The sequence below is a fragment of the Bacillus cereus group sp. MYBKT14-1 genome, assembly GCF_051915185.1.
GTDB lineage: Bacteria > Bacillota > Bacilli > Bacillales > Bacillaceae_G > Bacillus_A > Bacillus_A cereus.
This window is the reverse complement of sequence record NZ_JBQAEF010000019.1, coordinates 45629-71460: the sequence shown is the minus strand read 5'-3', so window position 1 is coordinate 71460 and position 25832 is coordinate 45629. Positions and strand designations below refer to the sequence as shown.

Here is a 25832-nt window from a genome sequence, read left to right as displayed (position 1 = left end):
AATGATTGTCCTTTTCTTGCCATAAAAAAATCCCCTCCAGATAAAACAGTATTGAGTCCATCATATCAGATGGACTCTTTTTTTACTGTCTACCTATAGGGGATAATACCAGATTAGCTCTCTTTTTGTTTGTACTCTAAAACGGTATTTGGACATGTTAATAAAATCTTTTTTAATTCTTCTGTGGATAATTCAATTGTAAATTCAGGAACACCAGGTGTAATTAAAATTTTATCGTACGTATAAATAGCGTTATCCACAATAATTGTTACATCGTGTGAATATCCGAAAGGAGCCACACATCCCGGCGTACAACCAGTTTTGTCTCGCAGTTCATCAGGAGAACAGAGAGATAAGCGTTCTCCTGATAGTTCTTTCATCTCGCCCCGGTTGAGCCTTGTGCCCTCTAACGTAAAAAATACGTAATAATCTCCAGACTTTGATTTTAAAAATAAGCTTTTACTTGGAGTGCCTTGTAAGCCAAGTCTCTCGCGTACGATCCGATCGGTCTCATAATCGAGTACTGGTTCGTGTTCGAATTTTTCATAAGAAACATTTGTTTTATGTAGTAAAGCAAGTACGTCTTCGTACATATGAAATGATACCCCTTTCTATTGTTAGAACAGTCTCTTCTCGTGGCGTCAACTGAATGTTTTGGAAAGGGATATTACTTGGACGATGCTTCCCATAAGCGTTTTATGATACATTGTTCGTCGATTGTAATTTCGTAAATATCAGGATTCGTTAAAGTTCTCCATTCATTAAAGCCAATCGTATGATCAAAATGCTTTAAAATGAGCGTAAGTAAATTGCCATGTGTAACAAGTAGTGTTGTCGTATGGTTTAATTGTAAAACGTCTTGAATAAGCGATAGGGCCCGGTCTGTTGCTTGTTTTGTTGACTCTCCGCCTGAAAAGGCAATATCTATATTTGTAAAAGTAGATTCTAGTTTTTGCATCCAATCATCCATTGGAATGTTGCTCAATATGCGTTCAGTTAATCGTTCATCTTCTTGGATAGATAAGTTAGCTTGGAGCGCATAGGGCCGAATGGAATCGATAGCTCGGACAAATGGGCTTGAAATAATATGATCGATTTGTAGATGATTTTCTAAGAGGAATGTAGCAAGGGTGTTTGCTTGGTCTTTTCCATCGGTCGTTAATTCATCATCACGTTTTTGCCCAATTGCTGAACAATGTCGTATTACAATAATTTTCTTCATAATTCATCCCCATCTTTCAAGTTGACGCTATATACTTCGACAAATGTAGAAATAATTCCTTTTTATTGGAAACAGCATATTGATTTAAATATGTGGAAAAGTAATGTGGATAATGAACATTTGAGGTGCAATCATGAATAAAATGATATGTATTGTATTTAGTCTTTGTTTTTTTATACACTTGTCCACAACTTATGCAGAGTCGAATCAAAAACTAAATTATCCAAGCAATCGAAATAAGTCATTTGTGAGTGAGGATGTTTTTTATAAACAGTTAGATAAGAAAATCTATAAAGAATACAATAATGCAGCATATAGTGTTCGGAAAAAAATCTTATTTAAAGAAGTGGCTGATGAGGAATTTTCTTTCCTACAAAAAACAACCATGGGTTGTCGGAGTAGTGTGATGCTTCAAGATTTTTTTGTTCATCCTGATCGCCAAGTTTATTTTTTCGCTTCCTTTTCTCAAAATGAAGTAGAAGAGTTCCATAAGTACATCGTTATAGATGCAGAAACAAAGAGGGAGCTGCAAGAAGGAAAAAGCTATCACCATTGCGACAATCCATAAAAAATAACCCACCAATCGGTGGGTTATTTTTTACTCCGGCGCACTCATTAATTTCGCTTTCATCTTGCGAATAAGAACGACAGCCCCAATTGTGAAGAGAAGGGTAATTCCTTCGGCAACAAAGATATTGATTGTTTTTGTTTGGTAAAGTGCCGCGAAAAAGTCTACAAATGCGTGGAATAGTATAGCGTATACTAGGAAGATATATTTCTTCTGTTTGACTGCGTATAAAACAAGCATTGTAAAGGCGATTTGAAGCACGAGTGCCATAATTCTTTCTAAGCTACCAAGGAAGTATAAGTAGGCAGGTTGCTGAATTAACATGTCCTGTAAAATGCTAAGCTCGGGTTTTTGTTCAATCAGTCGAGCGAAGCTACCATCGTTAATAGAATTAGCAAAGATTAATGCTTGTAATGCAGAAAAACCGCCAATTAAAATAGATTCAATTCCGCCGTGACCAATTCCATAAGCGAAGCCATCTTTATATTCTAGATATTTTTTTAGTAAGAAGAAGAAGGCAACGAAGCGTCCTAATTCTTCAAAAATACCAGCAGTCAATCCGCCATAAATTGCGAAGACAAACGGATTTTCTAAAAATGGAGCGATTGTTGGATTACCGCGCATAAATAGGTGGAATGGTGTTTCAAGAATTTGGGTGAATCCGATAAAGATAAGAACACCAACGCCGACCACTTTCCAATTCATATTATATTTTTTACGGAAATAAACGAGTACGATAATTGGGACCAGAATCGAGATAATGAGTTGAAAAATGATGCTGGCAATTACAGTATTTGAAACCATACTTTCACCGCTTTCTAATATATGTACATATCTATTATGCATGAAATAGGGGAGAGATGAAACTTTTAGAAAGAAAATGAATTTACTTATTGACTCTAACGTTGCGTCATACTTTATCGTATGTACTAAGGGGGAGATACAAATGACAATGAGAGTAAAAGAAGTAGCTGATTTAGTTGGAATTAGTGTGCGCACACTGCATCATTACGATGAAATTGGGTTGTTAACCCCAGACGAGACGACAGAGTCTGGATATCGTCTGTATTCCAATGAAAATTTAGAGACATTGCAGCAAATTTTGTTTTTTAAAGAGCTTGGCTTCCCTTTGAAGAAAATTAAAGAGATTATCATGAGTCCATCATTTGATCGCGAAGAGGCACTACAGCTTCATAAGAAGATGCTTCTTGAAAAGCGTGCCAGATTAGATAAGGTGATTGCGACGATTGATAAAACAATTCAGCATACAAAAGGAGAGATTGAAATGACGAATAAAGAGAAATTTGAAGGATTCGATTTCAGCCATAACCCATATGAAGAAGAAGCACGTGAAAAATGGGGAGACGCAGCTGTAGATAAAGCGAACGAATATGCAAAAGGTATGTCAAAAGAGAACCAAGAGGAGTTTAATGCTATTTATAGAAATTTAGCAACGCTTAGACACGATGCACCAGATTCTAAAGAGGCGCAGGCAGCTATTAAAGTATGGTACGATTACTTGCAAAACTTCGGTGAATATTCGTTAGATGCTTTTAAAGGACTCGGTCAAATGTACGTCGCTGATGAGCGCTTTACGAAAAATATCGATAAGTTTGGTGAGGGATTAGCGCAGTTTATGTGTGATGCGATGGAGGTTTATGCGGATCGTAATAAAAAATAAAAAGTAAAACAGGTGGAGATTTTCTCCACCTGTTTTACTTTTTAATCATATCATTCAAAGTCTGATCTCCCGTATTGTTCAAATGAGGATTTTTACTCATTTCTCGTTTTAACATATCGAGGCTTTGCGTATACTCTGTATCATTTAATGCGCCAGATTGAAGCCCTTGAATTTGAGAAATCAACTTTTGGTCTGTTGATACATATGCTTTATAATAGCGAGGGACGATGGACAAAGCAGCTCTATATACTTGATCCGCTACGAGTTTTGGATCCGTTGTGTTTGCACGATATACAACGAACACTTCATCATCAGTAACGAGTGTAGCAGCGTTTGTAACGTCAGGAAGTTTGACTGTCATGCTTGTAATCATTTCAGCGACTTTCTCGCGATTAATGGCCCCTACTTGTTTGTTAGATACTTCATGCTTTTGTTTAGAAGAATAACCGACTCTTGTGAGTCTTGTATTTGTATTTTCCGTATGATACATGTCGTTTTTATTGGAAACAAGAACACGGCTTCCTTCTTCACGTTCCATTTCAGCTTTGTTCGCTGATTGGCAGCCTGCAAATAAGGAAAGAGTGAGAAGGGAAAGTAAAATTTGTTTTTTCACGATGTATCACCTCCTTCTCCATAGCATGTACTAATTTGCAATTTTTTGTATTTGAAATTGTTGGTTGTTATGCTTTGTGATACGATAAAAAGAAGAATGCTTAGAGAGGAAGTTAATGATGGAGCAAAAGCAAGAGATTCATGCTACGGTGAGCATTAATAATGTTCAGTACGAAGTAATTAAAAACTTTCGTGACGGTTTTAGTGAAGAAGCATTTAAAGAGCGCTATGCAGAAATTTTAAATAAATATGATTACATCGTTGGGGATTGGGGATATGAGCAACTTAGATTGCGCGGATTCTTTGATGATAGTAACCAACGTGCGACATATGATACGAAAATTAGTACGTTAACGGAGTATTTATACGAGTACTGTAACTTCGGTTGCGCACATTTTGTATTACGAAAAGTGAAGAAATAAAAAAATCCTCTTACAATTGTAAGAGGATTTTTTGCATATTTTTGCTTACAAACAAATCGAGATATGATCGCCTTCAGAAAGTATTGTATTTGGCTTCATTTGTTGTCCGTTTAATTGAATATCCCCATTTTTAATTTTATCCACAATGCGTGTACGGCTCCAGTCGGAAATATATGTGGATAAGGCTTTATCGATGCGGTGGGAACCGAAAACAATATCTAATACGATTGTGATTTCGGTTATGCCGCTTTCTTGATGTTGCGTAATGGAAATGGTAGTAGTTGTTTCTGGCTGATCCTGCTGCGTCATATCGACTGTTTCAACGTGATCAGTAAATGCTTTATAAATACGAAGTTTTTGATTCCACGTATGGTCTTTCGGACATTTATAAATGGCAAAGCGGTATATGTTTTTTCCGTTGGCGTTATGCCTACGAATATTTGTGTCGGTAAATAGGGTAGTACGTCTGCAATTTTTACAATATTTTTCGATTGTGTTTTGCTCGTTTTCATATAAACTCCAAGAAAGTTGTACTTTCTGCATTTTCCTTCACCTCTTATAGTAGTGGTAAAGGAACGTAATACAGCTATTTGGATGTCTTGTAGTATGAAGGCATGAGAAAAAGACAAGAATAAAAGGAGGTCCCCAAAGAGGAACCTCCGTAAACATCATACTACAGATGCAATACGCTCCTTTGTAATGGGAATGGGCAGACTACTCCCTTGAAAAAGCACGGTGCTTTTTTGAGAGTAATGCTATCCAATTGCTGGTCCATTACAAAGTAGTTGTTGGCATACGTAGATAACGTCCTTTCTATCTAAATAGATTTATTCTTAATTATAACATAAAAGATTGAAAATTCGAAATAATAGTGATGAAAAAACACCAGCTAAAATAGCTGGTGCATACGATAAATTATATAAGTTCAAATAAAAATGAGCGTAATTCTTCTGCAATTTCTTCAGTCATAGAAAATGCGTGCTCTAAGTAGCCTGGTTCGTTTAAATCGTCAGCACCGATGATTGCAAATTTATTGCGTTGCATATCAAGGACAATTGTTTTACCGTAATGACGATCGGAGTATAATAGCGCTAAATCGTGACGCTCATTTTCTCCCATAAAGCTAACGAAACGAGTTTTTGTAGCGACAGTATCGTCGTACAGAAAGAAACGTTCTTCCATACACATGGCTCCTTTATTAAATATCTAAGTTTAAGTGTGGTTTATGATCTAAATGGTGATGTGTTTTAATGAATCGTACTGTTCTTGTTTTGTAACGCATTACGATAGAGTATGTTTCAGCTAAGTCTCCACCAAGGAATTTAACACCGTCTAATAACTCACCAGCAGATACACCAGTTGCTGAGAAGATTGCATCATCCCCAGATACTAAGTCATCTAACATAAGAAGTTGACGAGGATCTTCTAATCCCATTTCACGACAACGAGCTTCTTCTTCTTCGTTCATTGGAACTAAGCGAGCTTGCATTTCACCTTCAAGGCACTTTAATGCTGCTGCAGAAATAACACCTTCTGGAGCTCCGCCAATACCTACGAATAAGTCGATACCCGTTCCAGGTAGTGCTGTTGCGATTGACGCACCAACATCACCGTCACCAAATAATTTTACGCGTGCACCTTTTGCACGAACACGGTCAATAATATCTTGATGACGTTCACGTTCTTGAACGATAACTGTTAGATCGCGAATCTTTTTATTGTTAGCTTCTGCTACAATTTCAATTGTTTTTTCAATTGGATCATCTAAGCTAATTTTACCAGCTGCTTTTGGACCAACCGCGATTTTTTCCATGTACATATCAGGAGCATGAAGAAGGTTCCCTTTGTCTGCGATTGCAATAACTGCCATTGCATTTGCAAGACCTTTTGCAACGATGTTTGTACCTTCTAATGGATCAACGGCGATGTCTACTTCTGGACCGTTACCTGTTCCTAGTTCTTCACCAATATACAACATCGGTGCTTCATCAAGTTCTCCTTCACCAATTACAACTGTACCTGCCATGTTTACTGAATCGAACATATCACGCATTGCTGTAGTTGCTGCATCATCTGCTTCATTTTTCTTTCCGCGGCCCATCCACTGTGCGGATGCTAAGGCTGCTGCTTCTGTTACACGGACAATTTCTAGTGCGAGTTCACGTTCCAAGATTCCATTCCTCCAATTTCAAAAATCATACAAATATAACTATAACAAATAACGGAGAAAAGGTGAATTCGAAAAATTGTCGATTTTTTCAGAAGAAAGCGTTACAATTAAAATGTAAATGCTTTAATTTCCAGGTAGGTGACATTCATGTATTTTGTAGACAGAAAGAAAATAGAACAAATGCTAGTATGTTTAGAACGAGCAACAAGTACATTTCAAGAGAAAAAGATATATGAAACCGAGTTTGAATTTTACGCATTAGAGCGCATAGCCCATCTTATTATTGATTGTGTATTAGATGTAGGAAATGCGATGATTGATGGATTTATTATGCGCGATCCAGGAAGCTATGAAGATATTATTGATATTTTAATGGACGAGCGAGTGATAAGTGAAGAAGATGGACAAGGGATGAAAGAAATTATCCTTCTTCGAAAAATGCTTACGCAAGATTATATTCAAATGAATCATGATGAATTATATAAGACGATTCAAAAACATATTGCAGTGGTAGAGAAATACCCAGCAAATATTCGCAGTTATTTAGAAAAGGAATTAGGACCTGTATCTGCATTTGTACCAGAATAATTATGCTTATAAGATCCCCAGAGAATGCCTTTTGGGGATCTTATATTGTATGTGAGAAAGAAAAGGGAGAAGGGTGAAGTATGGGGGAAGCACGTACTACGAAAGACGAGATTGTACAATTGTTGAAAGTAAAGGGAGAGCACACGGTAGCGGAACTAGCTGACGTTTTAGAGATTACAGAAATGGCGATTCGAAGACATTTAAGTAATCTTGAGAAAGACGGACTCATTTATTCTAAGATGGTAAGGCAACATGTCGGAAGACCAACTTATTTGTATGGATTAAGCGAAAAGGGAGAAGATACATTCCCGAAAGAGTATAAGCAATTTGCGATTGATATGCTAGAAGATTTAGCTCGAATGGGCGATGAAAAAATACTTCGTTACGTTTTAAAAGAGAGAACGAAGCGAATGGAAGAACAGTTACAAAAGAGAGTGAGTAATCAAAAGAATTTAGCATATAAAGTGCAAGAGATAGCAGCTATGCAAGAGAAAAATGGTTATATGGTTCAAATAAAGAGAGATGGAGAGAAATCTTTCGTAATTGAAAAACAAAACTGTCCGTTAAAGGAAATTGCCGAGAGATTCCCGCAAGTGTGTGAAGATGAAAAAGAGATGTATAAGCGTTTATTTACGAACGCAGAAGTGAAAACGCTAGCAAATATGTGCGAGGGAGATTGTAGTTGTTCTTACCAAATAAAAGAGAAAAAATGAACGTTATGGGGCGCTTTAAGGTAAAGCGTTTTTTTCTTTTGGAAAAGCGGGTAATATAAGAGTGGTATGATAAGGTGAGAACGTTAGCATAGAAGGAGAGACATAATCGATGTATAAAGGTTACTTAATTGACTTAGACGGTACGATGTATCGCGGAGAAGAACAAATTGAAGAAGCAAGCGACTTCGTAAAAGCATTAGGAGAGCGCGACATTCCATATTTATTCGTTACGAATAACTCAACTCGCAAACCAGAACAAGTGGCAGAAAAGCTTGTTCGTTTCGATATTCCGGCGAAAGCGGAGCAAGTATTCACAACGAGTATGGCGACTGCGAACTTCATTTATGAACGTAAACAAGACGCAACTGTATATATGATTGGTGAAGAAGGCTTACACGATGCACTTGTGGAAAAAGGATTTGAACTTGTGGATGAAAATCCTGATTTCGTTGTTGTTGGTTTAGATCGTGACATCACATATGAAAAATTAGCAAAAGCGTGTCTTGCTGTGCGTAATGGCGCGACGTTTATTTCTACAAATGGGGATATTGCCATCCCAACTGAGCGAGGGTTATTACCAGGTAATGGTTCATTAACATCAGTTGTAGCAGTATCAACAGGTGTGGATCCAATCTTTATCGGAAAACCAGAATCAATCATTATGGAACAAGCTTTGAAAGTGCTTGGCATAGAAAAGAATGAAGCATTAATGGTTGGGGATAACTACGATACAGACATTTTAGCAGGAATAAATGCTGGTATGCATACCCTTCTTGTCCACACTGGAGTCACAACTGTGGAGAAGTTAACAGAATACGAAGTACAACCAACGCAAGTTGTGCATAACTTGACGGAGTGGATTGAGAAGATGTAATGAAGAAAGCTGTTCCAAACTTTGGAACAGCTTTTTTTTATTTCGTTGTGACTAGTGTCGATTTTTGTCGGTAAGTCGATATATTTGAAAAATCGCCGATATATTTAGAAAATCGCCGATATAATCTGAGTTGCGCTGATATATTTAGAAAATCGCTGATATAACTTTATTTAAAACGCACGATTCACAACGTCTTTAACCTCTTCAAGATATTGTTTACGCACACTGTCATCCACAGAAGGGACACTTGTATAGAATGTATGCTCAATTGTTTCAATGCCTGTAAATTCAAAAATACCAACATCCGCTGTTTTCTTCATTGCATCAAACATGCCCCCTGCTGTGTATGCTTCTTTCGTATTGCCCATTGTAGATAATAACAATCCTTTTTTACCGCTTAATAACTTTTCAATGCCGTTTTCACCGTAAGCATAAGCAAATCCATGGCTAAATACACGGTCAACGTATCCTTTTAAAATAGCAGGAAGTCCCGCCCACCACACTGGATAAATGAATGTAATGCTGTCAGCCCAAGAGATATGTTCTTGTTCTTCTTTAATATCTTCTGGTGTATTTCCTTGAGAAAATGAGATGAAATCGGAAGCGCCTAATACTGGATTAAAGTTTAATTCGTATAGATCGCGAACGCGTACTTCGTGACCTTTTCCTTCTAATTCACTTTTTACCGTTTCTAAAATCGCATGGTTGAAGCTTTCTGTATTCGGGTGTGCATAAACGATTACATGTTTCATTTTTCTTCCTCCTATTTGTGGATATGTGAATAGCTATTTGCATTTCTGTAACTATTATGGTTACTACTTTTATAGAAGTCAAGTAATACATATGTATGTATAAAAAGACGCTCGAAAATCGCCTTTTTATACCCCGCTCATACAAAGTACAAAGAAGACGAATAAAATGATAACAATACCAATGCCAAAGTTAAATACGAGAGTACTATCCATATATGTAGCCTCCTTGTTTGAAAGTAAAAAGCACTCTAGTTAAGAGTGCTTTTTTATTTTGAATCTACTTTATAACTTTTAGAAAGTGATTCATGCGTGTCATGATTTACATTATTTTATGTATTTATACTTTGAAATGAGTAAGTCCTTGTTGGATATAGAAAAAAAGACACTCGTTCGAGTGTCTTTTAAGATGACAAAATGTGCCAATTGCTTGAGGTTGATAAGACGCTAATTTCCGTGTTAACGCCTTTTCTCTAATCAAGAAGTGTAGCAACAGCGATTCAAATAAATTGTACCATCTGTTTAATAGCTGTGCGTATGTAATTCTGCATATTGCAATTAGAGGGAAATTTAATGTGAAAAATGAATGAGTAAATATATAGAAATTTGATAAGGAGTGAGAAGGTTGGATATACATGTGTTAACAAAAGAAGAAGCGATGGAGATAAATACGTGGACGTACGAGGAACCTTATAGTTTATATAGTTTTTCAGGCGAGAAAGAAGTAATAGAAGAGCTATTAGATGGAACGTATTATGGCTGTTGTGACGATCAAGGAGACCTCATCGGTTATTTTTGTTTTGGAGCAAATGCACAAGTGCCAGGTGGAAGAGATGCTAATTTATATGGTGGAGAAGATGTGATTGATATCGGACTTGGCATGAAGCCGGCGTTAACTGGGAAGGGAATAGGGAAAGAATTCTTCCAAGCTGGAATAGCGTTTGCCACGAAAGAGTTTAATGCAAAAATGTTTCGATTAAGCGTAGCAACATTTAATACAAGAGCGATTACGTTATATAAAAATATCGGATTTAAACAAGGGACTATTTTTTTGAGTCGCGGAAGAGAATTTATGCTTATGGAATACGAAAGGCCGTCAGCATGAAACTGACGGCCTAGAAAACATTATTATTCTGAGTGCTCAGCTCGGTGCGCTAAACGGCTTGAAGCTGCGGCAGCAATTCCGCCAACGATATCGTCAAGGAATGTGTGCACTTTTCCAGTTGATTTATCATTTAAGTATTCTAAAATACCAGGTTTTAATTTATCAATATATCCAAAGTTCGTGAAACCGATAGAGCCGTACACGTTTACGATAGAAAGTGCGATAACTTCATCAATTCCGTATAAGCCTTCATCACGTTTTACAATATCTTGTAACGGTTCACTTAGCATTCCCTTTTCAGCAAGGACATCGAGTTCGATACCAGTAATCAGTGCGTTTTGTACTTCACGTTTTGATAGTACACGTTCTACATTGTAACGGCATTCTGACATCTCTAAATTTGGATGATATTTTTTTTGAAGAAAATGAACAAGTTCAGCAATATCGTCAATTGTTACACCACGTTCTTGTAATAGTTGTAATGCTCTTTCTTGTAGTTGATTTGATTCTTTCATGTTTATCACCTTTTTTTCTTTTTAGTATTTGTATACGTTTCGTTGCTTTATCCTGTGCATAGGAATGAAAGGCGAGCACAAGCTCATATATATAAAGAAAAACCATAGGTGGCGACTGCGATGATTCAGCATATTTATGAGCATTATCACATGCATGTTAAAGAATTAATCCCCCTTGGCCCCTATAAAAGCTTTTGGATTCGCAACAAAATTTATGTACTTGTTCCAATTGGAGAAATGGAGGAAGAAGTACTTGTAGAGATGAAAAAGCTCAGTGACTATATGAACCAGCAAGGGGATATAACTGTAGCGACTTTCGTTCCAACTATACACGGCTACTATGTAAGTGAGATAGAAGAACAAAATTACTGCTTATTAAAAGGTATGCGAGCGTTAGAACGACATGCTACGTCATTAGGAAGTGAACTTTCTATATTCCATAAACGAGGTGCATTCTTTCCGGAAGAAATCGAGCAATTAAGCCGCATTGGTGAATGGAAAGCGTTATGGGAAAAGAGACTCGATCAGTTAGAAAAGTTTTGGCAATCACAAGTGATGAACCACCCTACAGACGTATTCGATCAATTGTTTATTGAATCCTTCCCGTATTACTTAGGAGTTGCAGAAAATGCCATTCAATATGTTGTTGATACAGAAATGGATGATACGCCGCAACTAACGGATGCAGCGACAATTTGCCAAGAACGATTCACACCTTTATTATGGCATCAAACGAAGCGTCTCAAACTTCCTTTTGATTGGGTGTATGATCACCCAACTCGAGATATAGCAGAATGGATTCGCTATATGATGATTGAAAAAAAGAAAGACTGGGATCAAACAATCGTTCAATTTGTTACAGATTATGAACGGAATTACTCGCTGTCCTCATTTGGTTGGCGTTTATTATTTGCAAGGCTCCTGTTCCCGCTTCACTATTTTGAAACGGTCGAACGATATTACCAAACTGGAAACGAAGAACAAAAAAGCATATATAGAGATCGCTTAGAAGCCATTTTACACGATGTGAACCGCTCAGAGCAATTTATGAAGCATTTTTATGGCTCACTTCGTTTACCAGTAGATAAGCTCGGGATTAGAAAATTAGATTGGTTATCTTAAAAATATAAAAAAGAGACCGAGTGAGGTCTCTTTTTTATATACCACAATTTTATGTAATACATTATGCCCCTACCTGTTGATCTGTACATATATTTAAAACGAATTGATGCCTTTCGAGCTTTTCATTTACTTTACCTAATAATTCTTGCTGGATTTCTTTAAATAAAAATTGATAGCTTGTATTCCATGTTGGTATAACGGATGAAAGGCCTAATAAATACTCTTTTTTCTTTTCTAGTTCTTGGATTGTTACAAAAGTGTTCCCCATTTTTGGCATCTGTCGTCCCCCCTATGTTTTTTTACTGTATATGTGTGAACGATTCACTATATAGTATTAATTATCGCATTTTTTGAGAAGGATTTCCAATTTTGTTTTATGATGTTAACGGATAAATGTGATTTGAATAAAAAAAGGAGACCAAATTTGGTCTCCTTTTAGAAGGCGATTCTGAACGAGCCGCTTCCGCTTTTAGATTAATATCCAGCTCCAGCGGCTAAAATGTTCGGTGGCTTCGCTTCTTCCGCCGAGGCAAAAAGCGCCTCTATGTCAGAAGCTCCATCCCCCTCACATTTTGAACGAGCCGCTTCCGCTTTTAATTAAAATACTTGTTCTACTTCGATAACGCCTGGTACTTCTTCAAGTAACGCGCGCTCGATACCAGCTTTTAGTGTGATTGTAGAACTTGGGCAGCTTCCGCATGCACCCATAAGGCGTAGTTTTACGATACCTTCTTCAATGTCTACTAATTCAACGTCTCCGCCATCGCGAAGTAAGAATGGACGTAATTTATCTAATACTTCTAATACTTGTTCTTGCATATGTGGGTTTTCCATTTTTATCGACTCCTTTCATCAGTTTTATTATAATCAAGATAGAGGGGAAAATCTATTTTTTCTCTTCTTGTTTTATTGTCGAAATATTGTATCGTGTTTTTTCAGTATAGGGGTATGGAATAAGTTTGTAAAATGATGTGCTTATGTAATAAGACATCTGAATATACTGTTGGAACAAGAAGTGGGGGAGAAGAAATGGTTAATGTTCAAGTGTATGGGACGAAAGTAATTTGTGCGAGCTGCGTCGGAATGCCATCTTCAACAGAAACGTTTGAATGGTTACAAGCGGCAATTGGTCGTAAATATGAAGGACAAGAAAATAAATTTAATTTCGAGTATATTGATTTCCAAGAAGAACAAGAAGATGCAGATAAAAAAGCATTCGCTGAGCGCGTAGTGGAAGAAGATTTATTTTATCCGGTCGTTCTTGTAAATGGAGAAATTGTTGGAGAAGGAAATCCTCGTTTGAAGGATGTTTATGAAGAAATCGAGAAATATTTATAAAACAAGAAGTCTTTGCGAATTTGCAAAGGCTTTTTTATTGGAGGGATAGATATGAAAAATGGAGTGAAGCATGCGTTACCAACGGAAGTACAACAGTTAATGGAGCGGTACACAGTAGAATTAAAAGAAATTTTTTTGGATGAAAAAATAGTCGGGGTATATATTTACGGATCCATCGCACTAGGTGCATTTCATAAGGAAACGAGCGATGTTGATTTTGTTACAGTGATAAATGATTCCGTGAATGAAGCTGAAAAACAGCAGCTTGTGGAACTACATAAGAAACTTAGTGACAATACGCTAGGTAAAAGAATGGACGGTATGTATATTCCGCTTGCTGACTTAGGGAAATACAATGATGAAATGGACGAGTACGTGTATTGTGCAGACGGTAAAGCTAATGTTGGTCATTGGGACATTAATGCGGTCACATGGTGGACGTTGAAAAATCAAGGCATTACAGTTACAGGAAAAGAAGCAGAAGATCTTCCGCTGCAAATACAATGGAATGATGTAGTAAATACGATGAAATACAACGTAGAACAGTACTGGAGTGAAAAGGCGAAGAAGCCATATTTATTTTTTATAGAAGAGTGGGTAGAATCAGCTGTCGTTACGATGGGACGCATTTTATATACACTAGATCATAAAACAATCGTTTCAAAAGATAGAGGATTACAATACTTGTCAGAACGTTCAGCGGAAGAATGGGAGCTTTTATTAAAAGAAGTAGCGAGAATACGGCACAATCCAAAAGAAAAGCGAATGCTCTCAAGGTGGAGAAGAGCAGATATGACGAAGAGGTACTTACTGCATTTAATTGAGACGTGTAGAGAGAAATGGTAGGGAAGAAAATGGACAATACAGTGGGGTGTATTGTCTTTTTTATTTTGTAGTAGATAGAAAAGTATTTACAAGTATTGTGTAGAGGAAAGATAATAGAAAAAAATATGCGCATGGGGGAAGATGATGAGTAAATATAAATTACATATAGATAGAGAACAATTATGGAAAGGATGCGTTTTAAATTCGATTGCCCATGCAATTAATGTAGCGCATTGTCCAGATTTCTCACATGAAAGTTCATGGGATGGATTTAACTATAGTATGCAAGATAGCCAAGGCGGACAAGGGACAATTACGTTTCATCCGAATTACACGATTGTATGTCTTCAAGATGTGAATAGCGAGAGAATTGATGAGTGGATTGATGCGAAAAATTATTTTGAAGGGGCACCTTCGGAAGTAATAGATATTGCGAAAGAAGAAGCACTTCAATACGTATTAGAAGAAGTAGAAGGCGAAACAGTTCCTTTTATTACAACTGCATTTTGGATTGAGGATAGCGGTGCGTATTCAATTGATTCATTTGAAGAGATGGAAGAGCACGGCGGATTCTTATTAGAAATTCCATTACTTGATACAGCATCAGCAATAGAAAGACTAGAAGAAGAGTATGAACTGACAGAGGAACAAATAGAGCTTTTACAACTCGTGTATAAGAAAAAAATCCAAAGTCCAAATGAGGAAATTAAGTTGTCCAAAGAAGAAGTAGCAATGATTGGAACGGAAGATAGTAAAGGATTGGAAGTTAGTAAGGATTCATTTGAAGAAATGAATATTACTTGGGAGTTGTAGGGGGGATAACATGTTTCCGATTGGTGATCAGCCGAAGATTATGAAAGACTTAGCAGGTATAGCTGGTGATTTAGAAGAAGTAGCGATTGAGGGGAAAACAAAAAATATAGAACGACTAGCATCTTTGAAAGTTAAAAAGTTATGGATGTTCACAGTAAATCAAAAGCAGTTTGATCATATTCTTACGTATGTTTGTCCCGATATATTATACGTGTACGAAATGAGGGTCGAGGATTTAAGTAGCCTTCAGAAATTGTCTAATTTACAACAGTTGTATATGTGCTGGAATACAAAAGCGAAGACGTTATGGGACATTGATTATAATAAAAAACTCAAATCCTTACTAATTGATGATTTTTCTAAGTTAGAAGATTTAAGTGCTTTAAGTAAGTGCACACAACTTAATACCTTCTATATGGGTGGTGGAATAAATACAGCGATGAAAGTACAAACTTTAAAACCACTCGCTGAATTACAGCAGTTGCAAAAGCTTACTTTGATGAATTTAAAGGTTAAAGATGATTCATTAGAACCGTTAATGCAATTGAAAAATTTAAAGGAGTTAAGCTTATCTAATCAATTTAAAGTGGAAGAGTATGCAAAACTCTCTGTAGCATTGCCATATACGGTATGTGAGTCTTTTAAACCTTACGTATATATGAACGATGCAATAGATGGGAAAAATATAATGGTGACTGGGAGAAGAAGGCCAGTCCTTAATTCAAAAACGGATACTGTGAAGATGCAAAAGTATGAAGAACGATTTAAAAAGTTACAAGAGGAATATAAAGCACTAGTAGAAAGTACAATGTGAAATTACATTGTACTTTCTACTAGTTTTTTCATATACATATCAACTTCGTGAAAGAATATGGGCTCTTTTTCCTCGGTATTCAGATGCACGGTGCAATGTAAATATTGCTGGAAGTAGCGATTAGCTTGTTCGTACTGTTTTAATTTGTAGAAAGAAAAACAGGTAAGAAGTAGAAACGCTTTTTCTTCTAATATTGGAACGACAGCTAGTACCGGAGTAATGGAATGTATATTTATTTCCACTAAATTTTCATAAGATGCCCACGTTTGAAACCAGTCGAAAATAGTAGAAAGGTAATTCGGAATGTTGATAGTTTCATGTGAAACATTGTGCAATAGCTGGTTCTGTTTGATATGTATAGGCTCTATTCTTGTTTGTAGAATGCAAGCGAATATTGAAATGTTTTCTTTTATTTGTAATTGGTTCGTAATAAGCTGCGGGAGACCGATAGGGTGAACTCCTATATTTATATAAAAATCATCTCCAAACTGGCTTTTTTGTATGTTAATGAGCTTATAAAATCCGTTTTCAGCTTTGAAAAATGTATGTCTTTTTTTCTTAAAGCCGAGTGGTTTTAAAGTGGCGTGTAAATTTGTAATAAAATCTTGCTCCTTTTTAGAGCCAGGCTTATTCTTCGTCATATTCATAAGTAGTTAAGTTTTGTAAGAAACTTTCAAAGTTAGGTGCTAATTCAATAATTTCCTCAAACTCATTATCGATAAATATAACTGGAGGATTTTCAGCTACATTTCGATAGTCTAATGCAATCCATGTATGTCCATCACCAGATAAAAGTACGATATTCTCAGGCATTTCCCATTCTCGAATTAAATAGCGGCTCTCTAAAATACTAGATTCATTTTCATTAAAAGAAATACCATATAAACCAGATACATTAACGTGATCGTCTGCCCAAGAATTTGGCTTTGAAGTAGGGTGAACATCGAGACGAAGAGTTCCCCCATTTTGTTCTTTTAGAAGGGTTATATATGATTCTGGAAGCTTTACGTTCAGTACTTCTTCTGCTTTTTTGATTAGTTCATCGTTAATGGGTGCTAGTTTTAAATAGTCATCGTCTGCCCAAATTGTACTCTTCATATTCGGTCACCTCAAATAATAGTTTTAAGAATCTTATGTCATATATTATAGTTAGTTTAGATAACACGCAATAGAGGGAGGAAATAATGAAAAAGTTTCAAATCGAACTAAATAAACTGCCGACAGAAAATGCTGGAGAAATAGTACTTAGTATAGATGAGAGAATTGTGTTTCAAGAAAAAACAGACATAATAGGACCGATTTGTCAGCTGTTTGATGCTTGTATCGAGGTTTTTAAATATAATGACGCTACAATTTTCTTAAATGAATATGAAAAAAAGATGGAATTTAAGAAGAAAGATGGGGAATTTCTCATTATTAATCAGAGAGGCAAGAAATTAGCTAGTGTTGATAGCGAGCAATTTTTACGAGTACTTTTTTCGTTTCTTAAAAAGGAGATAGGGCAGATTTACATGAGTGGAGTTGATTCTTTTCGAATCAAAGATGCTTACCATAGAATGTTAGAAATTGATCCATTTGTTCCTAAACTTGTAAATGGAAATGACGAAATTATGTATCGAACTTATCATGCTACAAGCGACAAGTATGAATTAAAATGGAAGTATTTAAAAGGGAGAGAGGTTGAACCGATATTTACTCCGGTACTATCTCATGATAAGAAGAGTATCTTTTATGTAGAGGAAAATAACCACAGAATTCGTAAACTCGATAGTGAAACGAAAGAAGAGATTTGGCAGTGCCGTATTCCAATAGTAGAAGATTGTAATTGCATTACTGTGAATGGTGTCGTAATTATTTGGCATGCAAATAGATTTGGAGAAAGTATGGCGAAATTGTACGCTATTTCATCAAGTTGTGGGGAGCTTCTATGGGATTTAGAAATAGAAGGGCATATTATACAAGATGTAAAAACTACGAGAGAAGAGTTACCACGTTTACTAGTTATTACACAAGAAGGCTACAATGTTTTATTAGAGCTTGAAAGTGGAGTAAAAGTATGGGAAAAGAATGTTCGAGTCGGAGGAGAAAAATTGCAGTGCCATCTTGGCACAGATTACTATGTATTAGCAGGGAATCCTTTTGATGAGGATGGGGAAGTTGATGCATATAGTAATGTTGCAATTGCCATTCAATTATTAGATGCTTCTACACGATGGAAACAAATGATGGAAGATTGTAATCCAAATGAACCAGTTACTTTAACTAATGAACATTTTATATGTGTAGCAATGGAGGTATTACAAAAGTGGGAATATGGAAAAGAAGGCTGTAACTTAATTTTTGAAAAAGCTTTTGATGAGGTATGGTACTCTTGCATTGAATCAAAGGAAGCAAAAATACTATTAACAAGAACTGAGTATGGATATGAAGGGGTAAGTAGACAAATACAATGCTATGATCATAAGAGCGGTCAAAAGTTATATGAAGTAAATATGTCTTTTGAAATTGAATTGCCTCCATTTCTTATCGGAGAGATGATGGTATTGTCCTTAGGAGAAGGCAGAATTTGTGGTATTAATATTCAAACAGGTAAAGTGCTTTGGAATAATACTACTCTACATGATATTACAGAGGTTCTGTTATATAAAGATGGAGAAATTTACATTGAACTTCAAATTTAGAATTGATAATACTTGATGCTGAATGTGGCGAAGTAAAAAATATAATTAAACTCCCTAAAAATGTTGTTGTAATAGATTTTATTGTATCAATTGAGGAAGGTAATAATGGACTATTCATTAGTTGTGTAAGTGGAAATATGTTTGAAATAGTAGAAGGCTAATTTGTGAGCACTCTTAAGTCGAGATGTTTGTTTTAAAATAGTAGTATATATTCACTAAAAAGGATGTATAAAAATGATTTTGATGCATCCTTTTTAGTGAATATATAAAATAATTAACTTAGTGTATTAAAGGTATGATACACGATTATTTTAATATATTTAAAAGTAAAATGAAATAAGAAACGGATAATTGTCGGAATATATTCGATTTCCGTTCACTTTTATGAAATATGTGTATTTTTTGTTAGATTCCTTCATTTTGTCCATATACAATAAATGTATATAGAAATAAGAAAAGGATGATGTACGTGAAGGACACGGTTTTACAAGAAACGATTTCTCCACAAGAATTACATAAAGTTGTTCAAAAGAATACAGCTTATTATGACTTTAAGTGGGGTAAAGTAGAAAATCCAGCGCAAGGGAATACATGGAATTGGGTAGCCTTTTTCTTCCCAACTTTTTGGTTAGCTTATCGTAAAATGTATAAGTTATTTATTATATTTGCGTTATTGGCTATACCTAGTATAGTTATACCCCCTTTTATAGATATTCCAGATGGGATTTATGTAACATTTAGTTTAGCTCTTCAATTAGGAATGATGATATTTACTGGATGGCAAGGAAACCGTTTATATTATAAGCAGGCTGTTCGTGTTTTTCGTAAGGGAGAAGATGCGTCTGATCATGAGAAGGCGTATTTCTTACAATCAAAGGGCGGCGTGAGTATTGCTGGTATGATTGGTTTACAGATTATAGTCGGGATTGTGTATGGGTTGGCTGCGTTCGGGCTGTCCTTTTTACCAACTGAGCCGAATATTAAAAACGTTGTTCGTTCAAGTGGCGAAGGGGTTACTTTAGAGATTATGACTGATAATCCAACTTGGAAGTTTGTGAAGAAAGAAAAAGATTATGACGTAGTAGAGTTTACTGGTTATGATTATACAGAGAAGAAAAACGTGAAAATTAAATTTGCTGTTTATTTCGATGAAGATTATTTCGAGTGGCAAGAGGTATATGAAAATAATAAGAAGTTAAGTGAAGAAGAAGTAGAAGAATATCAAATTTACATTGAAGAAAATAATTGGGGTTTCTAGAGGGAACTCGTTCATTTTGAAAAGAAGAATCTTGTGAAGGTTCTTCTTTTATTTATTAAGGGAAGAGAAATAATTTCAGCATTAATAGAAGCTCTAATAGGATCGATTAGTTTAAGTACGGGTTTACACACGAAAAAGATTGATGCTAACATACGTTACTTGCAGCAGTATGAATGGTTTCGAATCATATATGAAGACGAAAAGTATCGAAAGTTATTTATTACGAACTACAAAGTTCGCTCATATTTACAAAGTAAGCTAAGAGTTCGATTGCTCGTAAAAAATAAAAATGCACAACGAAGATTTTTAAAATTAGTAGAAGAGCAAATAGAAAAACGGCATACAAATTGAAATTTTGTAAAATACAATAAAAAATGAGAATTTGAGGTAGGCTTGTCAATAACGTGAGACTATGGCACTATAAAGAAATGCTATACAAATTTTATTTATCGAGATGTAAACATCAATTTTGATTTTTACGTATAAATAATGAACGGAGGAAATGAATTTATGGCTACTTTACCAAATTGTCCAAAATGTAATTCAGAATATACGTATGAGGATGGCGTTCTTTTCGTATGTCCAGAATGTGCTCATGAGTGGGGCCAAGAAGCAGAAGCTGAAAATAATGATGGTGCGAAAGTTGTAAAAGATGCGAACGGAAACGTTCTTCAAGACGGCGATGCAGTTACTGTTATTAAAGATTTAAAAGTAAAAGGAACTTCTTCAGTTGTGAAGATCGGTACGAAAGTAAAGAGTATCCGTCTAGTTGATGGCGATCACGATATCGATTGCAAAATCGACGGCTTCGGAGCTATGAAGTTAAAATCACAGTTCGTTAAGAAGGCGTAAGTAAATAGAAGAGGAGGCAGATAGCCTCCTCTTTTTATTATGTCACTTTTTGTCGGTAAATCGATATTTCGTACAAAATCGTTGATATATTCTGAGTTATGATAGATATATTTGAAAAATCGTTGATATATTGCAAGTTATGATAGATATATTGAAAAAATCGTTAATATAATTTCATTCATCGTGAACTACGCACGATTCACCGTGCACCATAGTCAATTTCTTTCAATTGACATCGCTTATTAAAGAACGTTTTATATCCAAGCTGTAAAAAGATAATGACAGCAAAGGCAGTACTTCCAGAAATACCGAGTATGATGGCGATTTGATATTGAATGGCTGTGAATGGTGATACACCGGATAATATTTGACCAGTCATCATGCCTGGTAAGCTTATAATTCCCATTCCGACCATAGAATTAATTGTTGGTAAAATAGCAGAGTCAAAAGCGTCTCGAATGAGCGGAGCAGCTGCTTCTTTCGGTGTTGCGCCGAGCATAAGTGCACCTTCAATTTGGCCTCTTTGCGATTTCATATTGTTTAAGAACGTATTTGCGCCGAGAGAAACACCAGTCATGGCATTCCCAACTAACATTCCTGTAATAGGGACGATATATTGCGGAGCATACCACGGATCATGTCCGATAATAACAAAGATAAATAGTAGAAGTGGCCCAATTGATCCGGCGACCATGGAAAGGGCGGCTACTCGTTTTAATTCTTTAGACATTGGGATGTTAACTCGTTTATAAATATTAAAAATTGCAAAGGTAGTAATAGAAGTAATGAGAGCAATTGTATAAAATGGATTACTGTTTTCAAATACGTATGTAAGGACATATGCAACAAGTACGAGCTGAATGGTCATACGGAATGTTGCGAGCGCGATTTGTTTTTCGCGAGGTATTCCTTTTAATTTTACAAGTCCAATTAAAATAAGAATAAAAATATAGGCAGCTGCAAGTTGCCAAATTTGGAGTTCAATAACGCCCTTCAACAGAGAGCACTTCCTTTCTAGTTGCACCGTTTGCTTTACTAATCTCAATAATGTCGTCTGCAATTTCTTCTGGAAGTTGTTGTGAGTGTGTGATGAAGATAATTGTTTTTTTCTTTTTTCGTGCTAGTTCAGTAAATTGTTTCATAACGCGGCGTTCTGTATCACTGTCTAATGCTGAAGTAGGTTCATCTAATAAATAGACAGGCGGATCCATAAGTACGATACGTGCAAAGGCAAGTCTTTGTTTTTCACCGCCAGATAGTGAGGAGGCGCTATCTTCTAATTGCTTGTCTAAGCTAACGGTTTGTAATGCACTCCGCAGGGCATCATCATTTGGAAATGGTTTTTCAGAAAGACGAAGTCCCATTAATAGGTTGTCTTTAACGGTTCCATCAAAAATAGGTGGAGTTTGCCCAAGCATAACTACGTCACGACGTAATTGAATAGGATGATAATCAGAAATTAATTTTCCGTTATATTCAATTGTGCCGGATGTTGGAGATTGTAAATCGTTTAACATGCGAAGCAACGTGCTTTTTCCGCTTCCGCTTTCACCGATAATGCAAGTAATCTTTTCTTTTTGAATCTGTAAATAAGGAATGTGTAGTATATCTTTATATATAACGTTTTTTAATATAAACATAAATCGCTCCTTTCTGATTCTAGTTATATCGTATCAAAAAAGAGAAGATAACGGTTATAAAGAGCAACGTTTTTTCTTCGTCTTGAGTTTTATTAATAAGTTAAGTAAACGATCTAATTCTTGGCTGAAAGAAATCACTTTATGATGAGTGAATCCGTATCGTTCAACGAGATAGATTAACTCTTTCTTTTTCGCTTCTACTCTATTGTTTAGTTTCGATAAGTTCATAAGTGGAATGTAATGCCTCCTACAAAAGTATTTATCACATAAAAAATAAGACCGAATGAATTCGGTCTTCAAGGAAATAATAAAACAACTTACAAATAGCATACACTGTTTATCAATAGTTTTTAATATAAAAATGAAAAATAAATCATTATACATATTGAGAAAGATGTGTCTGATAATTTTTAAAAACTGATGCAAAGAAGCTGCCTACATAGTAGACAGCCTGTAAAGTATTAACCTTTATGATATTTGTACATCCAAAGAAGGCCGGATTTTAATAATCTTGGTACACGTCCCATTAACGGTTGATTTGCGAGTAAACCGAATCCATGCTTCTTACCAAGAGATCCTAGAACACCTTTTAATTTAATAACAGGTAGTTCATCAGGGAGGGGTTCATTATTCCAACGTTTTAATAATATTTGGACAATTTGTTCTCCTTGACCTTCAGCAAGTTGGGCAGATGGTGCATGTGGAAGTGCTGCGCAATCTCCTACAACATACACGTGCTCGTTGTTTGGAATATTGTGATATTTTGTTAAAACAACCCGTCCGCTACCATCTTGTTCAACTGGAAGGTTTCGAACAACTTCATTTGCTTGAATACCAGCTGTCCAGACGATTGCATCACATTCAAGTGGTTCATCGTGGTTGTACACAATATTTGGTTCTACTTTTGTAATGTTAGAGTTTCGTATAATGTTAACTTTATGCTTTACAAACCATTCTTCTACATATCTACTTAATTTCTCTGGATATGGGAATAAAATTCTATCTTTTCGATCAAATAAATAGATTTTTAAATCAGAACGGCTTTCACGAAGTTCACTTGCTACTTCAACGCCACTTAAGCCAGCACCAACAACAGCTACTGTTGCATTTGGTTCTAGACTATTTAATTGTTCATATGTTTTACGTGTTTGTTCAATTGATTGTAGACTATGTGTATATTCCCTAGCCCCAGGAACGTTATGATATTTATCTTCACAGCCAAGTCCGATAATTAAGTCATCATATTGGATTGCTTCGCCGCCATCGAGATGAACAGCTTTTTCTTCGAGGTCAATATTTGTTATTGTGCCGTATTGAATATTGAGGCGTGGGTGTTCAGGAAACGGTATACGAATATGCGTTTCTGAAATAGTACCCGCAACTAATGCATAATATTCAGTTTTGAAGCAATGATATGGTACTTTGTCGATTAATGTCACTTGTACATCATCTGGAAGTTGGTTGCTTGGAAGTAGCCTTTGCAGAATTCTCATTCCACCGTAGCCGCCACCTAGTATTACGAGGTGTTTCATGATGGATTACCCCTTTTCTGTTGAAATATCCCCTAATCATAAAATTTTATATTAATAAAATATTTTGACTTTACTCAATCAAATTATATCGAATTTGTGAACAAATAACAATGCATGAATGAATACTCTGTTGTACAATAAGAAGAAAAGTAAAATAAACTGTTTTTCCTTTGTAGTTACTATTTCATTGGAAGTAGCATGTTATATAGAAGAAGTCATCTACTTTGAAGTGAAGTAATGAAGTAACTAAATAGTTTAGACTGTGTAACGAAAACAACAAGAAACAGCTTAGTTTTCTTCTTATAGATAAAGTGAAAAGGTAATTTGTTTTGTAGTACAGGGGGGAGAATTTTGATTAAACCATTAATTGAATTTTGTGTAGGTAACCTTGCAAGTGGTTCACAAGCAGCTCTAGAAAAATTAGAAAAAGATCCGAATTTAGATGTAATGGAGTACGGTTGTCTAGGGTATTGTGGTATTTGTTTTGAAGGACCGTTTGCACTTGTAAATGGTGAAGTTGTACAAGGTGCAACAGTAGAAGAGCTTGTTAATAATGTATATGAGTATTTGGATGAAAATCCAATGTTTTAAGGTGTTGCGAATTAGCAGCACCTTTTCCATTAGATAAAACTTTATTTTGTGGGGAAGACTAATGCTGATTATTAGCCTTCCCCAATTGAAAATAGTGGGATAAATAAAAAAAGGCCCTTTTTAGAAGGGCTTTTTTCTTACACAAATTGTGTAAGAGTGGCTCATCGCCAAACGTTGTCAAATATGAGAAACGGGGGACATTCATATTGTGTTCTAAAAGCATGCATTTTATACTTAACATAACAAATTATTTTTGGAGTGAATATAAATGAGCCAATTTTCTTTTACAAAAATGCATGGTCTTGGCAATAGTTATATATATGTAAATATGTTTGAAGAGCAAATTCCTGAAGAAGATTTAGCCCTTGTGGCCGAAAAGGTTTCAAATATTAATACTGGTATTGGAGCAGACGGGATGATTTTAATTTGCCCTTCAGACGTAGCTCCGGTGAAAATGCGCATGTTTAATAATGATGGTTCTGAAGGAAAGAGCTGTGGTAATGGTTTGCGCTGCGTAGCGAAATATGCGTATGAGCATAAACTAGTAGAAGAAACAGTTTTCACAATTGAAACGTTAGCTGGTATTGTAACGGCTGAAGTAACAGTAGAAGATGGTGTCGTGACATTAGCGAAAATCGATATGGGGGCACCGCGTCTAACACGTGCAGAAATACCGATGCTTGGTGAAGGTGAAACGCCATTTATTCGTGAAAACTTCTTATATAATAATCATCGTTATGCATTTACAGCTGTTTCAATGGGAAATCCGCATGCGGTTATTTTGGTTGATGATGTAGAAAAAGCACCTCTTACAACACTTGGACCAGTCCTCGAGACACATGAAATGTTTCCAGAGCGAGTAAATGTTGAGTTTATCGAAATTTTGAATGATGACGAGATGAACTTCCGCGTTTGGGAACGTGGATCTGGTGTAACGCAAGCTTGCGGAACAGGAGCGTGCGCTGCAGTTGTAGCTGCTATTTTAAATGGAAAGATGGAACGCGGTAAGGAAATTACTGTTCATTTAGCTGGTGGCGATTTAATGATTGCGTGGACTGAAGAAGGAAACGTGTTGATGAAAGGACCTGCGGAAGTAATTTGCCGCGGAGTGTATGAGTACAAGATAGAAGCGTAAAGATGTATAATG

Annotated in this window: 34 protein-coding genes and 1 pseudogene; 18 read left to right on the top strand and 17 right to left on the bottom strand. The window is 35.9% G+C overall.

What is annotated here, in order from left to right; all coding sequences use genetic code 11:
• Positions 1-113: 113 nt before the first annotated feature.
• Both ACTFO4_RS26730 and ACTFO4_RS26725 read right to left on the bottom strand, forming a co-directional pair.
• Positions 114-593 carry a YbaK/EbsC family protein gene (locus ACTFO4_RS26730; protein WP_000272746.1) on the bottom strand — a complete coding sequence of 160 codons (480 nt, stop codon included), beginning with the start codon at positions 591-593 and terminating at the stop codon, positions 114-116.
• A gap of 74 nt (positions 594-667) precedes the next feature.
• Positions 668-1222 (bottom strand): histidine phosphatase family protein, encoded by a 555-nt coding sequence (locus ACTFO4_RS26725; protein WP_000721022.1) that lies wholly within the window; start codon positions 1220-1222, stop codon positions 668-670.
• A 133-nt stretch (positions 1223-1355) separates the two neighbouring features.
• Between ACTFO4_RS26725 and ACTFO4_RS26720 the strand changes: the two genes are divergently transcribed.
• Complete coding sequence (locus tag ACTFO4_RS26720; RefSeq protein WP_001038433.1) at positions 1356-1790, top strand: hypothetical protein; 435 nt, start codon at positions 1356-1358, stop codon at positions 1788-1790.
• Between the two features lie 30 nt (positions 1791-1820).
• On the opposite strand, the gene ACTFO4_RS26715 is transcribed toward ACTFO4_RS26720, so the two are convergent.
• Positions 1821-2636, bottom strand: a complete 816-nt coding sequence (locus tag ACTFO4_RS26715; RefSeq protein WP_031312445.1) for a YhfC family intramembrane metalloprotease — start codon at positions 2634-2636, stop codon at positions 1821-1823.
• Positions 2637-2736: 100 nt separating this feature from the next.
• Between ACTFO4_RS26715 and ACTFO4_RS26710 the strand changes: the two genes are divergently transcribed.
• The gene (locus ACTFO4_RS26710) at positions 2737-3471 is read left to right on the top strand and encodes a MerR family transcriptional regulator (RefSeq protein ID WP_000178775.1); all 735 of its coding nucleotides are present in this window, start codon (positions 2737-2739) and stop codon (positions 3469-3471) included.
• A 34-nt stretch (positions 3472-3505) separates the two neighbouring features.
• Here ACTFO4_RS26710 and ACTFO4_RS26705 read toward each other — a convergent pair whose 3' ends face one another.
• Complete coding sequence (locus tag ACTFO4_RS26705) at positions 3506-4084, bottom strand: YhcN/YlaJ family sporulation lipoprotein (protein WP_000744132.1); 579 nt, start codon at positions 4082-4084, stop codon at positions 3506-3508.
• A gap of 118 nt (positions 4085-4202) precedes the next feature.
• On the opposite strand from ACTFO4_RS26705, the gene ACTFO4_RS26700 reads away from it, so the two are divergent.
• Positions 4203-4505 carry a YutD family protein gene (locus ACTFO4_RS26700; protein ID WP_000435943.1) on the top strand — a complete coding sequence of 101 codons (303 nt, stop codon included), beginning with the start codon at positions 4203-4205 and terminating at the stop codon, positions 4503-4505.
• Positions 4506-4550: 45 nt separating this feature from the next.
• On the opposite strand, the gene ACTFO4_RS26695 is transcribed toward ACTFO4_RS26700, so the two are convergent.
• The 3 genes from ACTFO4_RS26695 to glpX form a co-directional block, all read right to left on the bottom strand.
• Positions 4551-5048 carry a hypothetical protein gene (locus ACTFO4_RS26695; RefSeq protein ID WP_001174567.1) on the bottom strand — a complete coding sequence of 166 codons (498 nt, stop codon included), beginning with the start codon at positions 5046-5048 and terminating at the stop codon, positions 4551-4553.
• 372 nt (positions 5049-5420) lie between these two features.
• A complete protein-coding gene (locus tag ACTFO4_RS26690; RefSeq protein ID WP_000392606.1) occupies positions 5421-5687 on the bottom strand; it encodes a DUF3055 domain-containing protein in 267 nt (88 codons plus the stop codon).
• Between the two features lie 16 nt (positions 5688-5703).
• Positions 5704-6675 (bottom strand): class II fructose-bisphosphatase, encoded by a 972-nt coding sequence (gene glpX / locus ACTFO4_RS26685; RefSeq protein ID WP_000439090.1) that lies wholly within the window; start codon positions 6673-6675, stop codon positions 5704-5706.
• A gap of 147 nt (positions 6676-6822) precedes the next feature.
• Here glpX and ACTFO4_RS26680 point away from each other — a divergent pair, with 147 nt between their 5' ends.
• From ACTFO4_RS26680 to ACTFO4_RS26670, 3 genes are all read left to right on the top strand, one after another.
• Entirely contained in the window at positions 6823-7263 is a 441-nt protein-coding gene (locus ACTFO4_RS26680; protein WP_000274006.1) for a DUF86 domain-containing protein, read from the top strand.
• Between the two features lie 80 nt (positions 7264-7343).
• Entirely contained in the window at positions 7344-7976 is a 633-nt protein-coding gene (locus ACTFO4_RS26675) for a helix-turn-helix transcriptional regulator (RefSeq protein ID WP_000503345.1), read from the top strand.
• Positions 7977-8085: 109 nt separating this feature from the next.
• Positions 8086-8850: a TIGR01457 family HAD-type hydrolase gene (locus ACTFO4_RS26670; protein WP_006918861.1), complete on the top strand. Its 765-nt coding sequence runs from the start codon at positions 8086-8088 to the stop codon at positions 8848-8850.
• Positions 8851-9020: 170 nt separating this feature from the next.
• Here the strand turns inward: ACTFO4_RS26670 and ACTFO4_RS26665 are convergent, their stop codons facing one another.
• A complete protein-coding gene (locus tag ACTFO4_RS26665; protein WP_000683439.1) occupies positions 9021-9602 on the bottom strand; it encodes an NAD(P)H-dependent oxidoreductase in 582 nt (193 codons plus the stop codon).
• 622 nt (positions 9603-10224) lie between these two features.
• Between ACTFO4_RS26665 and ACTFO4_RS26660 the strand changes: the two genes are divergently transcribed.
• The gene (locus ACTFO4_RS26660) at positions 10225-10704 is read left to right on the top strand and encodes a GNAT family N-acetyltransferase (RefSeq protein WP_000351222.1); all 480 of its coding nucleotides are present in this window, start codon (positions 10225-10227) and stop codon (positions 10702-10704) included.
• A 23-nt stretch (positions 10705-10727) separates the two neighbouring features.
• Here the strand turns inward: ACTFO4_RS26660 and ACTFO4_RS26655 are convergent, their stop codons facing one another.
• A complete protein-coding gene (locus ACTFO4_RS26655) occupies positions 10728-11219 on the bottom strand; it encodes a phosphatidylglycerophosphatase A family protein (RefSeq protein WP_000665103.1) in 492 nt (163 codons plus the stop codon).
• Between the two features lie 120 nt (positions 11220-11339).
• Between ACTFO4_RS26655 and yutH the strand changes: the two genes are divergently transcribed.
• Complete coding sequence (gene yutH / locus ACTFO4_RS26650) at positions 11340-12341, top strand: spore coat putative kinase YutH (RefSeq protein WP_000614215.1); 1002 nt, start codon at positions 11340-11342, stop codon at positions 12339-12341.
• 61 nt (positions 12342-12402) lie between these two features.
• Here yutH and ACTFO4_RS26645 read toward each other — a convergent pair whose 3' ends face one another.
• A complete protein-coding gene (locus ACTFO4_RS26645) occupies positions 12403-12618 on the bottom strand; it encodes a hypothetical protein (protein ID WP_001125507.1) in 216 nt (71 codons plus the stop codon).
• A 320-nt stretch (positions 12619-12938) separates the two neighbouring features.
• Positions 12939-13175, bottom strand: a complete 237-nt coding sequence (locus tag ACTFO4_RS26640) for a NifU family protein (RefSeq protein ID WP_000431159.1) — start codon at positions 13173-13175, stop codon at positions 12939-12941.
• 195 nt (positions 13176-13370) lie between these two features.
• Here ACTFO4_RS26640 and ACTFO4_RS26635 point away from each other — a divergent pair, with 195 nt between their 5' ends.
• From ACTFO4_RS26635 to ACTFO4_RS26620, 4 genes are all read left to right on the top strand, one after another.
• Positions 13371-13679, top strand: coding sequence for a YuzD family protein (locus tag ACTFO4_RS26635; protein WP_000248588.1), 309 nt, complete (start codon positions 13371-13373; stop codon positions 13677-13679).
• 51 nt (positions 13680-13730) lie between these two features.
• Entirely contained in the window at positions 13731-14525 is a 795-nt protein-coding gene (locus tag ACTFO4_RS26630; protein WP_061457842.1) for a nucleotidyltransferase domain-containing protein, read from the top strand.
• A 123-nt stretch (positions 14526-14648) separates the two neighbouring features.
• The gene (locus ACTFO4_RS26625) at positions 14649-15317 is read left to right on the top strand and encodes a hypothetical protein (protein WP_061457841.1); all 669 of its coding nucleotides are present in this window, start codon (positions 14649-14651) and stop codon (positions 15315-15317) included.
• Between the two features lie 10 nt (positions 15318-15327).
• Positions 15328-16131 (top strand): leucine-rich repeat domain-containing protein, encoded by an 804-nt coding sequence (locus ACTFO4_RS26620; RefSeq protein WP_000483944.1) that lies wholly within the window; start codon positions 15328-15330, stop codon positions 16129-16131.
• 2 nt (positions 16132-16133) lie between these two features.
• On the opposite strand, the gene ACTFO4_RS26615 is transcribed toward ACTFO4_RS26620, so the two are convergent.
• Together ACTFO4_RS26615 and ACTFO4_RS26610 are read right to left on the bottom strand one after the other, a co-directional pair.
• On the bottom strand, positions 16134-16772 hold the full coding sequence (locus tag ACTFO4_RS26615) for a DUF4304 domain-containing protein (protein ID WP_025686781.1): 639 nt from the start codon (positions 16770-16772) through the stop codon (positions 16134-16136).
• Positions 16759-17229 (bottom strand): SMI1/KNR4 family protein, encoded by a 471-nt coding sequence (locus ACTFO4_RS26610; protein ID WP_002025033.1) that lies wholly within the window; start codon positions 17227-17229, stop codon positions 16759-16761. The genes ACTFO4_RS26615 and ACTFO4_RS26610 overlap by 14 nt, the downstream gene beginning before the upstream one ends.
• A gap of 86 nt (positions 17230-17315) precedes the next feature.
• Between ACTFO4_RS26610 and ACTFO4_RS26605 the strand changes: the two are divergent.
• The 4 genes and pseudogenes from ACTFO4_RS26605 (at position 17316) to phnA (ending at position 20922) form a co-directional block, all read left to right on the top strand.
• Positions 17316-18973: pseudogene (locus tag ACTFO4_RS26605) on the top strand (outer membrane protein assembly factor BamB family protein).
• A 299-nt stretch (positions 18974-19272) separates the two neighbouring features.
• On the top strand, positions 19273-20070 hold the full coding sequence (locus tag ACTFO4_RS26600; protein ID WP_002026505.1) for a DUF2628 domain-containing protein: 798 nt from the start codon (positions 19273-19275) through the stop codon (positions 20068-20070).
• Between the two features lie 69 nt (positions 20071-20139).
• The gene (locus ACTFO4_RS26595) at positions 20140-20421 is read left to right on the top strand and encodes a hypothetical protein (RefSeq protein ID WP_031312441.1); all 282 of its coding nucleotides are present in this window, start codon (positions 20140-20142) and stop codon (positions 20419-20421) included.
• A 159-nt stretch (positions 20422-20580) separates the two neighbouring features.
• Complete coding sequence (gene phnA, locus ACTFO4_RS26590; protein WP_000212737.1) at positions 20581-20922, top strand: alkylphosphonate utilization operon protein PhnA; 342 nt, start codon at positions 20581-20583, stop codon at positions 20920-20922.
• A 199-nt stretch (positions 20923-21121) separates the two neighbouring features.
• Here the strand turns inward: phnA and ACTFO4_RS26585 are convergent, their stop codons facing one another.
• The 4 genes from ACTFO4_RS26585 to ACTFO4_RS26570 all read right to left on the bottom strand — a co-directional run bounded on the left by ACTFO4_RS26585 (position 21122) and on the right by ACTFO4_RS26570 (position 24094).
• The gene (locus ACTFO4_RS26585; protein WP_000679254.1) at positions 21122-21919 is read right to left on the bottom strand and encodes an ABC transporter permease; all 798 of its coding nucleotides are present in this window, start codon (positions 21917-21919) and stop codon (positions 21122-21124) included.
• Complete coding sequence (locus tag ACTFO4_RS26580; RefSeq protein WP_000470312.1) at positions 21903-22562, bottom strand: ABC transporter ATP-binding protein; 660 nt, start codon at positions 22560-22562, stop codon at positions 21903-21905. Before ACTFO4_RS26580 ends, ACTFO4_RS26585 begins: the two co-directional genes overlap by 17 nt.
• Before the next feature lie 54 nt (positions 22563-22616).
• Positions 22617-22790, bottom strand: a complete 174-nt coding sequence (locus ACTFO4_RS26575) for an aspartyl-phosphate phosphatase Spo0E family protein (RefSeq protein WP_017674502.1) — start codon at positions 22788-22790, stop codon at positions 22617-22619.
• A gap of 233 nt (positions 22791-23023) precedes the next feature.
• A complete protein-coding gene (locus ACTFO4_RS26570) occupies positions 23024-24094 on the bottom strand; it encodes an NAD(P)/FAD-dependent oxidoreductase (protein ID WP_000682068.1) in 1071 nt (356 codons plus the stop codon).
• 351 nt (positions 24095-24445) lie between these two features.
• Here ACTFO4_RS26570 and ACTFO4_RS26565 point away from each other — a divergent pair, with 351 nt between their 5' ends.
• Both ACTFO4_RS26565 and dapF read left to right on the top strand, forming a co-directional pair.
• Positions 24446-24685: a YuzB family protein gene (locus ACTFO4_RS26565; protein WP_000595026.1), complete on the top strand. Its 240-nt coding sequence runs from the start codon at positions 24446-24448 to the stop codon at positions 24683-24685.
• 268 nt (positions 24686-24953) lie between these two features.
• Entirely contained in the window at positions 24954-25820 is an 867-nt protein-coding gene (gene dapF, locus ACTFO4_RS26560; protein WP_000077400.1) for a diaminopimelate epimerase, read from the top strand.
• Positions 25821-25832: the final 12 nt, after the last annotated feature.

Bases quoted from the DNA above. Each gene is read 5' to 3' on its own strand.
- ACTFO4_RS26635 (WP_000248588.1), top strand. From the start codon at position 13,371: ATGGTTAATGTTCAAGTGTATGGGACGAAAGTAATTTGTGCGAGCTGC.
- ACTFO4_RS26680 (WP_000274006.1), top strand. From the start codon at position 6,823: ATGTATTTTGTAGACAGAAAGAAAATAGAACAAATGCTAGTATGTTTA.
- ACTFO4_RS26600 (WP_002026505.1), top strand. From the start codon at position 19,273: ATGATGTACGTGAAGGACACGGTTTTACAAGAAACGATTTCTCCACAA.
- ACTFO4_RS26620 (WP_000483944.1), top strand. From the start codon at position 15,328: ATGTTTCCGATTGGTGATCAGCCGAAGATTATGAAAGACTTAGCAGGT.
- ACTFO4_RS26675 (WP_000503345.1), top strand. From the start codon at position 7,344: ATGGGGGAAGCACGTACTACGAAAGACGAGATTGTACAATTGTTGAAA.
- ACTFO4_RS26715 (WP_031312445.1), bottom strand. From the start codon at position 2,636: ATGCATAATAGATATGTACATATATTAGAAAGCGGTGAAAGTATGGTT.
- ACTFO4_RS26615 (WP_025686781.1), bottom strand. From the start codon at position 16,772: ATGACGAAGAATAAGCCTGGCTCTAAAAAGGAGCAAGATTTTATTACA.
- ACTFO4_RS26670 (WP_006918861.1), top strand. From the start codon at position 8,086: ATGTATAAAGGTTACTTAATTGACTTAGACGGTACGATGTATCGCGGA.
- ACTFO4_RS26655 (WP_000665103.1), bottom strand. From the start codon at position 11,219: ATGAAAGAATCAAATCAACTACAAGAAAGAGCATTACAACTATTACAA.
- ACTFO4_RS26730 (WP_000272746.1), bottom strand. From the start codon at position 593: ATGTACGAAGACGTACTTGCTTTACTACATAAAACAAATGTTTCTTAT.
- ACTFO4_RS26625 (WP_061457841.1), top strand. From the start codon at position 14,649: ATGAGTAAATATAAATTACATATAGATAGAGAACAATTATGGAAAGGA.
- ACTFO4_RS26610 (WP_002025033.1), bottom strand. From the start codon at position 17,229: ATGAAGAGTACAATTTGGGCAGACGATGACTATTTAAAACTAGCACCC.
- ACTFO4_RS26695 (WP_001174567.1), bottom strand. From the start codon at position 5,048: ATGCAGAAAGTACAACTTTCTTGGAGTTTATATGAAAACGAGCAAAAC.
- ACTFO4_RS26640 (WP_000431159.1), bottom strand. From the start codon at position 13,175: ATGGAAAACCCACATATGCAAGAACAAGTATTAGAAGTATTAGATAAA.
- yutH (WP_000614215.1), top strand. From the start codon at position 11,340: ATGATTCAGCATATTTATGAGCATTATCACATGCATGTTAAAGAATTA.
- ACTFO4_RS26690 (WP_000392606.1), bottom strand. From the start codon at position 5,687: ATGGAAGAACGTTTCTTTCTGTACGACGATACTGTCGCTACAAAAACT.
- ACTFO4_RS26720 (WP_001038433.1), top strand. From the start codon at position 1,356: ATGAATAAAATGATATGTATTGTATTTAGTCTTTGTTTTTTTATACAC.
- ACTFO4_RS26725 (WP_000721022.1), bottom strand. From the start codon at position 1,222: ATGAAGAAAATTATTGTAATACGACATTGTTCAGCAATTGGGCAAAAA.
- ACTFO4_RS26665 (WP_000683439.1), bottom strand. From the start codon at position 9,602: ATGAAACATGTAATCGTTTATGCACACCCGAATACAGAAAGCTTCAAC.
- ACTFO4_RS26710 (WP_000178775.1), top strand. From the start codon at position 2,737: ATGACAATGAGAGTAAAAGAAGTAGCTGATTTAGTTGGAATTAGTGTG.
- dapF (WP_000077400.1), top strand. From the start codon at position 24,954: ATGAGCCAATTTTCTTTTACAAAAATGCATGGTCTTGGCAATAGTTAT.
- ACTFO4_RS26575 (WP_017674502.1), bottom strand. From the start codon at position 22,790: ATGAACTTATCGAAACTAAACAATAGAGTAGAAGCGAAAAAGAAAGAG.
- phnA (WP_000212737.1), top strand. From the start codon at position 20,581: ATGGCTACTTTACCAAATTGTCCAAAATGTAATTCAGAATATACGTAT.
- ACTFO4_RS26645 (WP_001125507.1), bottom strand. From the start codon at position 12,618: ATGCCAAAAATGGGGAACACTTTTGTAACAATCCAAGAACTAGAAAAG.
- ACTFO4_RS26630 (WP_061457842.1), top strand. From the start codon at position 13,731: ATGAAAAATGGAGTGAAGCATGCGTTACCAACGGAAGTACAACAGTTA.
- ACTFO4_RS26570 (WP_000682068.1), bottom strand. From the start codon at position 24,094: ATGAAACACCTCGTAATACTAGGTGGCGGCTACGGTGGAATGAGAATT.
- ACTFO4_RS26580 (WP_000470312.1), bottom strand. From the start codon at position 22,562: ATGTTTATATTAAAAAACGTTATATATAAAGATATACTACACATTCCT.
- ACTFO4_RS26700 (WP_000435943.1), top strand. From the start codon at position 4,203: ATGGAGCAAAAGCAAGAGATTCATGCTACGGTGAGCATTAATAATGTT.